This is a genomic window from Pseudonocardia sp. CA-142604 (genome assembly GCF_050948475.1).
GTDB classification, from domain to species: Bacteria; Actinomycetota; Actinomycetes; order Mycobacteriales; family Pseudonocardiaceae; genus Pseudonocardia; species Pseudonocardia alaniniphila.
In genome coordinates this window covers 540276-553749 of the sequence record NZ_CP192045.1, presented here as the reverse complement: position 1 = coordinate 553749, position 13474 = coordinate 540276, and the positions used below count along the sequence as shown (strand labels likewise).

Sequence of the window (13474 nt, the reverse complement as noted above, 5' to 3'; positions counted from 1 at the left end):
CGTGGGCAAGCCACCACTGACCCCTCGCATGCGCGGGGGCGACCGTGAGGAGATCTCGGATGTCCCTTCAACCACCCGACGAGTCGGCCATTACCGCCGTGGCCGAGAGCTACGGATTCGGGCTCCACGAGGCCGACGTGGCCTCCTTCGCTCCGCTGGTGCAGGGTGTGCTCCGGTCCTGGGATGCCGTCGAGAAGCTGCACGACCAGGTGCGACCGAAGGTTCCGGAGCGGGCCTGGAGCCGTCCGAAGCCCGCGGACAACCCGCTCGGCGCGTGGTACGTCACCTGCACGGTGACCGGAAGCGACGAGGGCCCGCTCGCCGGACGCACGGTGGCGGTCAAGGACAACACGGCCGTGGCCGGTGTACCGATGATGGTCGGCTCCGCCACCATGACGGGCTTCGTTCCCCGCCGTGACGCCACGATCGTCTCCCGGCTGCTCGACGCGGGCGCCACGATCGCCGGTAAAGCCGTGTGCGAGGACCTCTGCACCTCCGGCGGCTCGCACACCTCACGAACCGGGCCGGTGCGCAACCCGTGGGACCCCACCCGCACCTCCGGCGGGTCCTCCAGCGGCAGCGCAGCTCTGGTCGCAGCCGGCATCGTCGACTTCGCCACCGGCGGGGACCAGGCCGGATCCATCCGCATCCCCGCGTCCTTCAGCGGGATCGTCGGCCACAAGCCCACCTACGGCCTGGTGCCCTACACCGGCGCGTTCCCCGTCGACTTCACGATCGACCACGTCGGGCCCATGACGCGCACCGTGGCCGACGCCGCCCTGTTGCTCGGCGTCATGGCCGGCCGGGACGGACACGACCCGCGTCAACCTGCCGACCTCGCCGTCGAGGACTACGTGGGCGCGCTGGCCCGCCCGGCCGACGGGCTGCGCGTCGGCGTGGTCAGCGAGGGCTTCGGCCACTCCGACTCCACCGCGGCCGTCGACGACACCGTCCGCGCGGCCGTCGAGATCCTGCGCGCCGCGGGGCTCACCGTCGACGACGTCTCCATCCCCTGGCACCTGCACGGCAAGAACCTCTGGATCGTCATCAACGTCGAGGGCAGCACCGCGCAGATGGTGGACGGCAACGGGTACGGCCTGAGTCAGCGAGGCCTCTACGACCCTGAGCTCATGAGGTTCTACGGCACCAAGTGGCGCGAGGACGGCAGCCAGTTCTCCGAGGTCGTCAAGTTCATGCTGCTCGCAGGCCGCCACATGCTCAACCGCCACCACGGCATGCACTACGCCATGGCACGCAACCTGGTGCCCCGTCTGCGGGCGGCCTACGACGAGGCACTCGACCGCTACGACGTGCTGGTCATGCCGACCACCCCGATGCAGGCATCGATCATCCTGGCCGCCGACGCCCCGCGCGAGGAGGTGATCGCCCGCGCCGTCGAGCCGGTCACCAACACCTGCCCGCTGGACGTGTCGGGCCACCCTGCGTGCAGCGTGCCGGCCGGACTGGTGAACGGCCTGCCGACCGGAATGATGATCATCGGCAAGCACTTCGACGACGCCACCGTGCTGCGCGTGGCCCACACGTTCGAGCAGGCCATCGGGGGTTTCCCGGCTCCGGCCGCGGCGACGGTCACAAGCGTCTGAACGACACATGGTTACTGCGAACGTTTCCCCGACGCCCGACCCGCTCGTCACCGATCTGTTCGCGTCATTACCGACTGATCGAATAGTCACCGACGCCGACCTCGTGGCGCCCTACGAACACGATGTGGCTGACTGGGTGCCCCATGGGAACGCCGCGGCAGTGGTGTGGCCGTGCAGCACGGCGGAGGTTGCGGCGGTGGTCGCGGCGTGTGCTCGGCATGGCCGCCCGGTCGTGGTGCGCGGTGCGGGCTCGGGTATCTCGGGTGGTGCGAACGCCGTGGACAGATGTGTGGTGCTGTCCACGGAGCGGATGCGTGAGGTCGTGGAGATCAACGCGGACGAGCGGCTCGCCGTCGTACAGCCGGGGGTGCTCAACGACGACCTGCGAGCGGCGGCCGCTGCGCAGGGTCTGTGGTATCCGCCTGATCCTGCGAGTGCTTCGTGGTCGACGATCGGGGGCAACGTTGCCACCAATGCGGGAGGCCTGTGCTGTGTGAAGTACGGGGTGACCCGCGACTACGTGCTGGCGCTGGAGGTCGTCATGGCTGCGGGTGACGTAGTACGCATGGGTCGGCGCACGGCCAAAGGGGTGGCTGGGTATGACCTCGTCGGGCTGATGGTGGGGTCGGAGGGCACGCTCGGGGTGATCACCGAGGCCACGGTGCGGCTGCGTCCGCTGCGCACGAGCCGGCCCCGGACCGTCGTGGGGTTCTTCGACGATCTCGCGGCCGCAGGTGACGCCGTCTCCAGGGTCAACGCACGTGGAATCCAGCCGGCGGCGTTCGAGTTGATCGATCGCTTCTGCCTGCAAGCGGTGAACAAATGGAAGAACGCAGGGCTCCCGGAAGACACGGCCGCGCTCCTGCTCGCTCAGACCGACATCCCGGAGCCCGGTGCGCTGGACGAGGCCGAGGCGATTCACGCCGAATTCGTGGCGGCCGGCGCCGGCGAGGCGATGATGTCGACCGATCCGGTCGAGGCCGAGGCCCTGTTCGACGCCCGTCGGCTCTCCGGTCCGGCGTTGCTGCAACTCGGCCACGAAATTCTCATCGAAGACGTCTGCCTACCGCGCACCCATCTCGCTGAGATGATCCGCCGCATCGAGCAGATCGCGCAGCGGCACGCCACATTCATTGCCACCATGGCGCACGCAGGAGACGGCAACCTGCACCCGGTGATCCTCACGCCCCCCGGTGACGAGGACGCGCGACGGCGGGCGCAAGCGGCGTTCGAGCACATCATCGACGCCGCGCTCGCGCTCGGTGGCACCATCACCGGTGAACACGGCGTCGGGCTGTTGAAGCTGCCTGGAATGCGCCGTGAGCTCGGCCCACAGGTCATCGCAATGCAGCGAGCTGTCAAGGCGGCCCTGGATCCGCAGGGAATCCTCAACCCGGGCAAGCTGGTCGGGTGAAACGCCTGCTTCCACCAACTCAAAGCCCCCACGGAAGGGTCGCAACCACGACCAAAAGAAATGGAGGAAACACCAAGAGGACCAACATTCCGTCCGCGATGAACTTGGCGTCGTCGAGCACGAAGCCGACGAGAAGTAGCGCGAGCGACAGCGCCGCGCACGACCAGGTGATCCGCGCGAGAATCGTCAGTCCCGCTGACGCGACAGGTGGACCATCCAGCCGCTCTGCCGGCATCGGAGGGAGATCGGAGTGCGTAGTCTCCATGTATGCACGATTCACCCACTGAGGAGAGACGACCACGGGCTGACGCCTCGCTTATCGTCGGGATCGGCTCACAGACGGCGTGAGCCGCATCGCCCGGCCGGCGCGGCTCGAGAGCAGACCTGGTGCGTGCGCGCCACCGACGCCCACTCTGCGTCCGACGGCCGGCCCCGCGACCGAGTGCAGGCCGAGCCGGTCGCCGAGTGTCGTGGAGAGCCCTGCGACAGCAGCGGCGCCGTCGGCGATCACATGTTCCACGAACCCCGCTACCAGGTCATTCTTCGATGATTCTGTTGAATCCATCGCAATCCTCGGGCGTGCTGTCGATTCGGCGCGCAGGGTGGCCTGGTGCCGGTAGCCGCGGGCGATTTTCGGGGAGCCGTAGTGCTGCCCTGTCCGTCCCCCACTGACAGCACTACGGCTCCCGTGTCCGGGTGACGCGGCACCCGCCCCTCGGTCGAGTGCCGCTCTCCGAACCTGTTCAACGCTGCTGCCCGCGGCGAACACTGTCCAATAGACGTTCGGTAACCACTGATAGGACTCGGCGATCAGTCGTGGACGTGGAGTTCCGACATATCCGTTATTTCGCGGCCGCGGCGGAGGGAGCTGCACTTCCGCCGCGCCCCCGAGCGTCTGCACGTGGTGCAGCCCGCGCCGAGCCGACAGATCGCGCGCCTGGATCAGGAGCTGGGTGTATCGCTGCTCACGCACAGCAGGCGCCCGGTCACCCTCACCGACGCCGGACGTGCGTTCCTCGAGAACGCCCGGGACCTCCTCGGCGGTTGCGAGTGGGCTTCGTCGGAGCGCACACCCACAGCGCGCTGCACCTGGCGATCCAGGCTCACAGGGTTCTCCCGGCCCGCTGTGATACCCCCAGGATCACAGCGGGCCGGCGGTGCCCGCGGCCGCCGGTCAGAACGGCGCCGTGGTGCACTGCGCGGTGCCGACCTCGACGAACCCGCCACCCGATGTCTTGGCGAAGAAGGTCAGGCACATCAGCTCACCGTTCTTGAGCGTGGTCGGATTACGGAACGAGCCTCGGGTGAAGTAGGTGTGGTTCGCCGACGTCGTCGGGCCGGTGGCCAGCATCCCGCGCGGCCCGCGGGCTTCGAAGAAGCCGATCACGTTCTGCAGCCTGCCAATTTTCTGGGCCAGCACCTGATCCACCCGGCCACCGGAGCCATCCGTGGTGTTGCAGAACGACGCGTTGCAGGCCGAATCAGCGAACGCCGGTCCAGCGAAAACCAGCAGGGCGGTGGTGGTCAGCGCCGTGATGGTCGCCATGGCGGAAATCCTGGTCGATCTCGTCATCCCGATACCTTTTCCTTGTCCTCGGTCAGTCGCCGTAGCCGATGTAGCCACCGATTCCGGCGCCACCGAAAGCGGCCCGTCGCATGCAGCGGATGGTGAGCTCGGCATTTGGCCGGCACCGTTCCCATGTTGTGAGCGCCGTAATCGCCCGCGTTGAACCAGCGCGATGGCGAGAGCGCCCTGTAGCGTGATCAGCTTGCGCCCCGCCGCTAGCCGACCTCCAGGTTGCTGTAGAAGAAGAGCCAGTTGCCCGTCGACGGGTAGTAGGTGCACGGGGTGACCGTGTAGCCCGCGGCCGCATAGTCCGACCGCTTGATTTGGCACTCGAAGTAGTTCTGTCCGCCGGCCTGGCCGGCCGCGGCCGGCGCCGGTGTGGTGGCTCCGACGACACCGGCAATCACGATCCCGGCCAACACGGCCGCTCGCTGCACGGTGCGCTTTGCGCTTCTCGCACCCTGGATCTGGGTTCTACGCACGACACTCCTCGGAAGGACTCGCTGGTGATGCCCCGAACAGTGGCAGCCACCGTCGCGGTTCGCGTCCTACTCCGGCTGGGTGTTCATGATCCGCCCCCGGGTGGACGACGCCCGGTGATCACACCCGGAATGATGCGGTCATGGCGGGTGCCCTGAACGAGTCCGAGTGGCGCTGGCGGGCCCAGGACGTCGCGATTGCCGTCGGTGGCTGCGCACTCGACCTGATCGGGTTCTCGCGGGTACTGGCGGGTCCGGACGTCTTCCCGGCGTGGGTCGCCGCCTACGCCGCGGTGGGATGCGTCGCGCTGCTCTGGCGGCGTCGGTGGCCGCTGGGGGTGTTCGCGGTGATGTGGTTGCACAGCGCGATCGCGTCGGTCGCCATCCCGTCCTACGGTCCGGTGGTCGCGCTGATGATCGCCCTCTACACCGTGGCGAACCTGGCGCCACGCCGCGCTGGGCTGTGGGCACTGGCGTTGACCTTCCTACCCACCGGCTTCCAGGCCGCGGCCGAGGTGGCAGGCGCCCCACCGGAGATGGCGATCACCGCCCTGGCGGCGTCGTTCACGTTCCTGACGCTGGTCAACACCGGGGCATGGGCGGTCGGACGGTGGGCACGCGCCCACCGTGAGCAGCTCGAGCTGCTCGATGACCAGCGCCGCCGCACCGCGCTGGAGGCCGTCGCGCTCGAACGCACGCGCATTGCGCAGGACCTGCACGACGTGATCTCGCATTCCGTCGGCGTCATGATGCTGCAGGCCGCTGGTGCGCGGCAGGTGCTCGCCGGTGGCAAGATCGACCGTGCTGCGCAGGCACTGGCCGACATCGAGGGTGCCGGCAGCCAGGCGATGACGGAGCTCCGCCGCATGCTCAGCGTCTTGCGCGTCCACCAGCCCGCGGATGCCGACAATGCGGAGGGCCCCGCCGATGGGACGCGGCCGATGCCCGGACTACACGAGATGGACGCGCTCGTCGACGGCATCCTCGCGGCCGGCGTGCCGGCCAGGCTCGTCACGCACGGCGAGCCCCGCGACCTCGATCCGGGAGCCGACCTGTCCGCCTACCGCATCGTCCAGGAGTCGCTCACCAACGTGATGAAGCACGCCGGACCCGGCGTGCCCACCCGCGTCGAGCTGAGCTGGAGCGAGGGTGCACTGGAGCTGTCGATCACGAACGAGGCCCCGATGCGCCCGCCGGCGCGCAAGCCCGGAGGGGGCCACGGCCTGATCGGGCTGCGGGAGCGCACGGCCGCCGTGGGCGGGCACCTCGATGCCACAGCGCAACCCGGTGGTGGCTTCCGCGTCACGGCCACTCTGCCGACCGCCGTCACGTCCGGCGCTGGGCAGCGCTCGTGATCCGCGTGCTGCTGGCCGACGACCAGCTACTGGTCCGCAGCGGCCTGGCCATGCTGCTCGACGCCGCACCCGACGTCGAGATCGTGGGAGAGGCAGGCGACGGCGCTCAGGCGGTGGCCGACGCCCAGCGGCTCCAACCCGATCTCGTGATCATGGATGTCCGGATGCCGGTGATGGATGGCGTCGAGGCGACGCGGCGCATCACCGACGACAGCTTCGCCCGCGACCCCGACGCCCCGGTGAAGATCCTCATCCTCACCACCTACCACGTCGATCGCACTGTGCACGACGCACTACGTGCTGGGGCGTCGGGCTTCCTGCTCAAGGACTCGGCCCCCACCGACCTCCTCGCGGCGACACGCGCGATCGCGGCCGGTGACGCCTGGCTGCAGCCCTCCGTGGCCCGCGACCTGATCGCCGAGTTCGCGGCGAGACCCGAACCCAAGGCACCGGCCCCCGATCTGCTGGCCCGGCTCACACCGCGCGAGAACGAGGTGCTGGTGCTGATCGCGCAGGGGCTGACCAACTCCGAGATCGCTGAGCAGTTCCACGTCAGCGACGTCACGGTCAAGACCCACGTCGGCCGGATCTTCATGAAGCTGGAGCTCCGCGACCGCGTGCACGCCGTGATCACCGCTTACGAACACGGCCTCGTCGTGCCTCGGGGGCAGTGATCGAAGCCGCCGGCCTCACTGCGAACAGGATTTCGTGAAGTAGCACCAGTTGACCGGATCCGGGTTCCCCGGCCCACCGGCAACCAGCGAGCTGTGGGGCACCGAGGACCCGCCCACCGACACAGCGAACGGCGCAGCTACGGCCCCTATGCAACTGAGCACCACCGCGACACGCAACATCCTTCGCCTCATCACGCCCCCCACATCCTGACCGGAGCCCGATTTCCGATCATTGTCAGGAATACCGTAGTGGCCTTTCCGCAGCGACCGGAGACCTCCGGGCGCTGTGCGCGCTTGCGGTCGTGACCGGAGGGACATGCACGACGGCGGTTGGACGCCGGGCGCGCCGGGATCGATCTGCTCGCGATGGCGCTGCGGGACGTCACACCCTCCGTGCGGGGCGGGGCCGGACCGGAGGACGAGCCACGCCTGCCCACCCGGGCTCACGCCGGTTCTCACCACGGGTGGCACAGTTCTGACGACGCCCGGTAACGACCGGGTCGCTTTCACCGAGCGCCGACGCGGGCGTAGTCCTACCATCGCCCCGATCTGAGCCGTTGTTGTCTCAGGAGCGTCATCATGAGCAACCGGATCGAGTTCGACCGGCGTCGGTTCCTCCAGGTCACGGGCCTGGCGGCGCTAGGGGGTGTGCTCGTCGGCTGTGGCGGCGCAGAACCGGGCGGCGGTGTCACCGTGCCCACGCAACCTGCCCCTGCAGGGACGTTCACCGAGCCGGCCACGCCTTTGTCCGGGGGCCTGTCGATCCTCATGTGGAGCCATTTCGTCCCGGCACACGACGCGTGGTTCGACCCGTGGGTACGGGACTGGGGGTCGCGGGTCGGTGTGAACGTCACCGTCGACCACATCAACTACGCCGAACTGCCCGCTCGCACCCAGGCCGAAATCCAGGCGAACCAGGGCCACGACGTGATCATGCACATCGCCCCGGTCCCGCAGTACGAGCCGAGCATGCTCGACCTGACAGACGTGGTCACCGAGGCGGACAACCGCCACGGTACCCAGCTGGACCTGTGTCGCAGGTCCAGCTACAACCCGACGACCCGGAAGTTCTTCGCCTATTCGCCGGCTTGGGTGCCCGACCCCGGGGACTACCGGCGGAGCCTGTGGGCACCGGTGGGGCTTGGCGAGGGGCCGAGCACGTGGGACGACCTGTTGCGCGGCGGCGCCGAGATCAAGCGCAGCCAGAACATCCAGCTGGGCGTCGGGATGTCGCAGGAGATCGACTCGAACATGGCGGGCCGCGCCCTCTTGTGGTCGTACGGCGCCTCCGTCCAGGACACCGCCGAGCAGGTCGTCATCAACTCGCCGGGCGCGGTCGAGGCCGTCGACTTCATGAGCCGGCTCTACCGCGAAGCGATGACACCCGAGGTCTTCTCCTGGAACGCCGCGTCGAACAACCAAGGCCTTGCCGCCGGGCAACTGTCGTTCATCCTCAACTCCATCTCGGCCTGGCGGACCTCTCAGGAGACCGACCCCGAGGTGGCCAACGACATTTTCTTCACCCCGGCACTGCGTGGCCCGGCGGACGCGCGTGCGGCGAGCCACGTCATGTACAACTGGATCGTCCCGAAATACGCCGCCAACCCGGATGCGGCCAAGGAGTTCCTGCTCCACTACACGGCAAACCTCGACGTAGTCGCCTGGCAGTCGCGGCTCTACGACTTCCCGGCCTATCCCGCTGTGGTGCCCGACCTGAACAAGTGGCTGGCGGTCGACCCGTACGGATCCCAGCCTCCGGACAAGCTCGCGCTGCTGGAGAACGCGGTCGCTTGGAGCACCAACGTCGGCTATCCGGGCCCATCGAACACCGCCGAGGGCGAGGTGTTCGCGACGTTCATCATCCCGAACATGTTCGCGAGGGCCGCGCGCGGTGAGGCCACCCCCCAGCAGGCGGTCGCCGACGCCGAGGCGAAGATCCGCCCGATCTTCGACAACTGGCGAGCCCGTGGCCTGATCGGAAGCGGCGGGGGCTGACGAATGTGGCGAGGGCATGAGCCGCGCAGACGTCGGAGCTGACACGGAGGCGTCATGAGCCGCGCGGACAGAGGTGTTGACGCGGAGGCGCCATGAGCACCGTGGAGGTGCGCGACCTGCACAAATACTTCGACGCGGGTCGGGTGCGCGCCATCGACGGGGTCGACGTGACGACCGGTGATGGCGAGTACCTCGTGCTGCTCGGCCCGTCGGGCTGCGGCAAGACGACGCTGCTCCGGACCATCGCCGGCCTGGAGGCGCCCTCCAGCGGCGACGTCCTGATCGACGGGCAGGTGGTCACCGGGCTGCCCCCGCGGGCACGGCGGATCGCGATGGTCTTCCAGAGCTACGCGCTTTACCCGCACAAGAGCGTGCTGGCCAACATCGTGTTCCCGCTGCGCGCGGCCGGCGTCCCGCACGGCGAGCGGGAGGAGCGGGCCCGGCGCGCGGCCGAGATGCTGGGGATCACGCACCTGCTCGACCGCAAGCCGCGTCAGCTGTCCGGCGGCGAGCGGCAACGGGTGGCGCTGTCCCGTGCACTGGTGCGGGACCCCTCCGTGTTCCTCCTCGACGAGCCACTGTCCAACCTCGACGCCAAGCTGCGGACGAGCGCGCGTGACGAGCTGAAGCGATTCCAGCAGGACATCGGCGCAACAACGATCTACGTCACGCACGACCAGAGCGAGGCCATGGGGCTCGGGGACCGCATCGCGGTGATGTCAGAGGGCCGCGTGCGGCAGATCGGCGCGCCGAACGAGGTCTACGACCACCCTGCCGACACGTTCGTCGCGACGTTCATCGGCTCGCCCCCGATGAACCTCGTGCCCTGCGGCGACGTGCTCGTCGGCGTCCGCCCCGAGCATCTGCTGCCCGTCGAGAACGTGAACGGCGAGCGGGTCACGATGACGCTCGAGGTGAGGCGCATGGAGTATCTGTCCGGTGATCGGCACGTCTACGGCATCGGCGATCTCGGCGCCGAGCCCACCCGGGTGATCGCCCGGCTCCCGGCGACCGACGACACTCCGATCACGGTGGGCGAGCGATACGACTTCGCGGTGCCGCAGCGACGGCTGCGGTTCTTCGACCAGGACTCGGGGTTGCGCACCGAGCCCGTCCGGATCGGGGCGTGAGGACGATGGCTCGACGGCGAGGGACACCGGCAGGACGTGCCTCGACTCTGCCCGGGGCGCCCGAAGAACCTCCGCCGAGGGCCGGCGGGCAGGCGGGGCGCGCACTCGGGGGACGCCGGCTCGCCGACCGCGAGGGAGCGCTCGCCTGGTTGTTCCTGACGCCCGCGGTGGTCTACATCATCGCGCTGGTCGGGCTGCCGTTCCTCCTGGCGGTGGCGTTCAGCTTCTCCGACGTGACCGGCGGTGACCCGAGCTTCGACTGGGTCGGTCTGCAGAACTTCGAGCGCATCTTCACCGACCCGGTGTTCTGGCGGTCGCTGCGCAACACGTTCGTGTTCACGGCGATATCGATGCTGCTCATCGTCGTGCTCGGCAAAGTGCTCGCCAACGTCTTGATCGCTGACTTCCGCGGACGCTGGCTCGTGCGGTTTCTCGTCCTGCTGCCCTGGACGACCCCGGTGGCCCTGTCCACGATCACCTGGCTCTGGATGCTCGACTCGGTGTTCTCCCCGTTCGACTGGGTCCTGCGTCAGCTCGGCCTGATCCAGACCAACATGTTCTGGCTCGGCAGGCCCACGCTCGCGATGGCGTCGGTGATCGGGGTGCACGTCTGGCGACTCGTACCGCTGGCTGCGGTGATCATGATGGCTGGACTGCTGTCGATCCCGAAGGACCTGCAGGAGCAGGCCCGGGTGGACGGCGCGGGGTACTGGCGGCGGATGGTCGAGATCACGATCCCGCTGACCGCCCCCGTGATCGCGATCTCGGCGCTGTTCGGCGCCATCTTCACGTTCACGGACATGGCCGTCGTCTATGTCCTCACCCGGGGAGGGCCGACCAATGAGACCCAGGTGCTCACCAGCTGGGCGTTCTTCCGGGGCATCGAGGGCAGCGACATCGGACAGGGCGCTGCGATCGCCCTATTCCTGTTCCCGCTGCTGCTCGCGGCCGCGATCGCGATCCTGCGCGTGGTGCGGCGGATGGAAGTGAGCTAGTGGCGACACGAGCGATGACGGAGCCGGTGCGGCTGGTCGTGACCGACCGCGACCGGCGCTGGTACGCGCGACGGCACCGGCTCGGCCGGGTGGCTCTCTACGTGCTCGCCGTCGTGTCCGCGCTGGCCGCCGCGGCCCCGTTCATCTGGGCGGCTGTCACCATGTTCAAGCAGGACAGCGACCTGTACCGGCGTCGCAACAACCCGTTCATCTTCAATGAGACACCGACGGCCACCCACATCGACCTGCTGTTCCACCGGACCGCATTCGTGACGTTCGCATGGAACACGCTGTGGGTCGGCGTCCTCGTCGTGCTGATCACGCTCGTGCTCGCGCTCCCGGCCGCCTACAGCCTCGCTCGGCTCGATCGGCCCTGGGCAGGGCCAATGGGGATCGCGATCTTCTTCGTCTATCTCGTACCGCCCACCCTGCTGTTCCTGTCACTCTCTCGACTGGTGGTCGCGCTCGGGCTGCAGGACTCCACATGGTCGCTCGTGGTGATCTACCCGACGATCACCGTGCCGGTCTCGGTCTGGCTGCTGATCGGGTTCCTCAAGACCATCCCGAAGGACATCGAAGAGCAGGCGATGGTGGACGGCTACAGCCGCGTGGGAGCGATGGTGCGCGTCGTCGTGCCGCTGTTGTTCCCGGGCATCGTCGCCGTGGTCGTGTTCGCCTTCACGTTGACGGCGAGCGAGTTCATCTACGCGCTCGCGTTCATCTCGCCCAGTTCGGAAAAGGTGATCAGCACCGGGGTACCGACCGAGCTCGTGCGTGGTGACGTGTTCTTCTGGCAGTCGCTGCAAGCCTCCGCAGTATTCGTCGCGGTGCCGATCGCTCTGGTGTTCAACCTGTTCCTCGACCGCTTCATCGCCGGGTTCACCCAGGGCGCGGTAAAGGGCTGAGAGCGTCTCGGCCAGCGCCTGATCCCTGTCGTAATGTCGAAGCACGCGACCCAGGTCGCAGATAGTCGGACAGCACCTGCATGGCCGGACTGCGGGAGGGTTCGGGGCGGGCGTTTTCTCGTCAGCGGAGGAGGCAATTTCTCCTCAATGGAGGAGGAGATCCGGGGTGGCGATATTCACGCCGCCAGGCGGCCGGCGACGTCCCGTACTGCCGCCGGAACGCCCGTTCGAACGTACTGAGATCGAGGGATCCGGCGGAAGCGGCGATGCTCGATATCGCGAGACGGTCATCGGGTCGGACAGCTTGGTGCGGGTCGTCGACCTCGGCCCTCCCCAGCGCGACCGCGAGAGTGTCACGCCCGCGTCCAGTTCCTGCAACGCCACCCGCGCGCGAAAGTCGAGGCCCCTCCGGACGATCGCCGACATGAAGAACTCACTGGCGATGTCTTCGAACTCCTCGCCGGCGAACTCGTGGACCTGCACGGGCGCGAGACCAACTCGCAGCGTTGCGAGCCGCAAATATCGAGTTGCGCCGCAAAGATGGAGGAATCGACGATTTACTCGCTTCGTTCCACCGATCGGCGGAAATCTCGTCAATGCGACTGCGGCATCGCGCGGCCCCAAGAACGACGATCGTGGGCGTCCACATCCGCATAGCTCGAATCAGGCCAGGGGTTCGGTGCCGGTCCGCGAGGTATGGTTGTTCAGGCTCGCCGCGTTCGTCGTATACGCATAGGACGGTTTCGGTGATCTCAGCGGCGTGGCGGACATATGAGGGAGTAGCACGCATGAACACTTCAGCGCTGGACGGCTTCGACGTGATCCATGTGATCAGCAGGTATTTTCAGTTCTGCGACGCCAAGGACTTCGACGGAATGCGCTCACTGTGGACGGATGTGGTGACCGTCGACTACGGGGGAGTCTTCCCGCTCGAGGGCCAGGTCGAGGCCGACGCGCTGAAGCGCACCATGGCCGAGGTGATCGGCCCGATCCCGCTGACGCAGCACATGGTCACCACGCCTGTCGCCGACGTTGAAGGAGATACGGCCACGGTCCGGTTCCACCTGGAGGCCCTGCACCACCACCCCGACCTCGGCAGGGACGAGCGGACAAACGACTGGACCCTGTACGCCCGCAATGTGATCGGCCTCAGGCGGATGCCGGACGGGTGGAAAGTGTCCTCCGAGCACCTGACCCTGGTCCATCAAACCGGGAACACGGACTTCGTCTCCGATCTCATGCGCCTGGCGGCCGGCCGGTCTTGACCACGGTGCCCGACGGCTCGGTTCCGCGAGCACGCACCCGCCTACGCGCAGTACAAGCGGTTCACGGGAAAGGCGCCGCGCGAGCGGCTCG

At 68.1% G+C, this 13474-nt stretch carries 13 protein-coding genes and 1 pseudogene; 10 read left to right on the top strand and 4 right to left on the bottom strand.

Annotated features, from left to right (window positions below):
- Window positions 1-59: 59 nt before the first annotated feature.
- Together ACQPZQ_RS02630 and ACQPZQ_RS02625 are read left to right on the top strand one after the other, a co-directional pair.
- Window positions 60-1604 (top strand): amidase, encoded by a 1545-nt coding sequence (locus ACQPZQ_RS02630; protein ID WP_433291652.1) that lies wholly within the window; start codon window positions 60-62, stop codon window positions 1602-1604.
- A 7-nt stretch (window positions 1605-1611) separates the two neighbouring features.
- On the top strand, window positions 1612-3018 hold the full coding sequence (locus ACQPZQ_RS02625) for an FAD-binding oxidoreductase (RefSeq protein WP_433291650.1): 1407 nt from the start codon (window positions 1612-1614) through the stop codon (window positions 3016-3018).
- A 19-nt stretch (window positions 3019-3037) separates the two neighbouring features.
- Here ACQPZQ_RS02625 and ACQPZQ_RS02620 read toward each other — a convergent pair whose 3' ends face one another.
- Window positions 3038-3283, bottom strand: coding sequence for a hypothetical protein (locus ACQPZQ_RS02620; RefSeq protein WP_433291648.1), 246 nt, complete (start codon window positions 3281-3283; stop codon window positions 3038-3040).
- Between the two features lie 636 nt (window positions 3284-3919).
- Between ACQPZQ_RS02620 and ACQPZQ_RS02615 the strand changes: the two are divergent.
- A pseudogene (locus tag ACQPZQ_RS02615) lies at window positions 3920-3967 on the top strand (hypothetical protein); the annotation flags it as partial.
- 225 nt (window positions 3968-4192) lie between these two features.
- On the opposite strand, the gene ACQPZQ_RS02610 reads toward ACQPZQ_RS02615, so the two are convergent.
- Both ACQPZQ_RS02610 and ACQPZQ_RS02605 read right to left on the bottom strand, forming a co-directional pair.
- Window positions 4193-4564: a hypothetical protein gene (locus ACQPZQ_RS02610; RefSeq protein WP_433299724.1), complete on the bottom strand. Its 372-nt coding sequence runs from the start codon at window positions 4562-4564 to the stop codon at window positions 4193-4195.
- 236 nt (window positions 4565-4800) lie between these two features.
- Window positions 4801-5067, bottom strand: a complete 267-nt coding sequence (locus tag ACQPZQ_RS02605; RefSeq protein ID WP_433291646.1) for a hypothetical protein — start codon at window positions 5065-5067, stop codon at window positions 4801-4803.
- A 140-nt stretch (window positions 5068-5207) separates the two neighbouring features.
- Here ACQPZQ_RS02605 and ACQPZQ_RS02600 point away from each other — a divergent pair, with 140 nt between their 5' ends.
- From ACQPZQ_RS02600 to ACQPZQ_RS02575, 6 genes are all read left to right on the top strand, one after another.
- Window positions 5208-6419 carry a sensor histidine kinase gene (locus ACQPZQ_RS02600; RefSeq protein WP_433291643.1) on the top strand — a complete coding sequence of 404 codons (1212 nt, stop codon included), beginning with the start codon at window positions 5208-5210 and terminating at the stop codon, window positions 6417-6419.
- Window positions 6416-7093 carry a response regulator gene (locus tag ACQPZQ_RS02595; protein WP_433291641.1) on the top strand — a complete coding sequence of 226 codons (678 nt, stop codon included), beginning with the start codon at window positions 6416-6418 and terminating at the stop codon, window positions 7091-7093. The genes ACQPZQ_RS02600 and ACQPZQ_RS02595 overlap by 4 nt, the downstream gene beginning before the upstream one ends.
- A 579-nt stretch (window positions 7094-7672) precedes the next feature.
- Window positions 7673-9088, top strand: coding sequence for an ABC transporter substrate-binding protein (locus ACQPZQ_RS02590; RefSeq protein ID WP_433291638.1), 1416 nt, complete (start codon window positions 7673-7675; stop codon window positions 9086-9088).
- Window positions 9089-9180: 92 nt separating this feature from the next.
- Window positions 9181-10218: an ABC transporter ATP-binding protein gene (locus ACQPZQ_RS02585; protein WP_433291635.1), complete on the top strand. Its 1038-nt coding sequence runs from the start codon at window positions 9181-9183 to the stop codon at window positions 10216-10218.
- Between the two features lie 5 nt (window positions 10219-10223).
- The gene (locus ACQPZQ_RS02580; RefSeq protein WP_433291632.1) at window positions 10224-11213 is read left to right on the top strand and encodes a carbohydrate ABC transporter permease; all 990 of its coding nucleotides are present in this window, start codon (window positions 10224-10226) and stop codon (window positions 11211-11213) included.
- A 14-nt stretch (window positions 11214-11227) separates the two neighbouring features.
- Entirely contained in the window at window positions 11228-12118 is an 891-nt protein-coding gene (locus ACQPZQ_RS02575) for a carbohydrate ABC transporter permease (RefSeq protein WP_433291629.1), read from the top strand.
- 121 nt (window positions 12119-12239) lie between these two features.
- Here ACQPZQ_RS02575 and ACQPZQ_RS02570 read toward each other — a convergent pair whose 3' ends face one another.
- Window positions 12240-12386 (bottom strand): AraC family transcriptional regulator, encoded by a 147-nt coding sequence (locus tag ACQPZQ_RS02570; RefSeq protein ID WP_433298970.1) that lies wholly within the window; start codon window positions 12384-12386, stop codon window positions 12240-12242.
- A 520-nt stretch (window positions 12387-12906) separates the two neighbouring features.
- Here ACQPZQ_RS02570 and ACQPZQ_RS02565 point away from each other — a divergent pair.
- Complete coding sequence (locus ACQPZQ_RS02565; RefSeq protein ID WP_433291627.1) at window positions 12907-13383, top strand: nuclear transport factor 2 family protein; 477 nt, start codon at window positions 12907-12909, stop codon at window positions 13381-13383.
- Window positions 13384-13474 lie beyond the last annotated feature (91 nt).

What these genes read in the sequence shown, in the direction of transcription:
- ACQPZQ_RS02625 (WP_433291650.1), top strand. Translation starts at nt 1,612, where the DNA reads ATGGTTACTGCGAACGTTTCCCCGACGCCCGACCCGCTCGTCACCGAT.
- ACQPZQ_RS02590 (WP_433291638.1), top strand. Translation starts at nt 7,673, where the DNA reads ATGAGCAACCGGATCGAGTTCGACCGGCGTCGGTTCCTCCAGGTCACG.
- ACQPZQ_RS02575 (WP_433291629.1), top strand. Translation starts at nt 11,228, where the DNA reads ATGACGGAGCCGGTGCGGCTGGTCGTGACCGACCGCGACCGGCGCTGG.
- ACQPZQ_RS02600 (WP_433291643.1), top strand. Translation starts at nt 5,208, where the DNA reads ATGGCGGGTGCCCTGAACGAGTCCGAGTGGCGCTGGCGGGCCCAGGAC.
- ACQPZQ_RS02580 (WP_433291632.1), top strand. Translation starts at nt 10,224, where the DNA reads ATGGCTCGACGGCGAGGGACACCGGCAGGACGTGCCTCGACTCTGCCC.
- ACQPZQ_RS02630 (WP_433291652.1), top strand. Translation starts at nt 60, where the DNA reads ATGTCCCTTCAACCACCCGACGAGTCGGCCATTACCGCCGTGGCCGAG.
- ACQPZQ_RS02610 (WP_433299724.1), bottom strand. Translation starts at nt 4,564, where the DNA reads ATGGCGACCATCACGGCGCTGACCACCACCGCCCTGCTGGTTTTCGCT.
- ACQPZQ_RS02620 (WP_433291648.1), bottom strand. Translation starts at nt 3,283, where the DNA reads ATGGAGACTACGCACTCCGATCTCCCTCCGATGCCGGCAGAGCGGCTG.
- ACQPZQ_RS02565 (WP_433291627.1), top strand. Translation starts at nt 12,907, where the DNA reads ATGAACACTTCAGCGCTGGACGGCTTCGACGTGATCCATGTGATCAGC.
- ACQPZQ_RS02585 (WP_433291635.1), top strand. Translation starts at nt 9,181, where the DNA reads ATGAGCACCGTGGAGGTGCGCGACCTGCACAAATACTTCGACGCGGGT.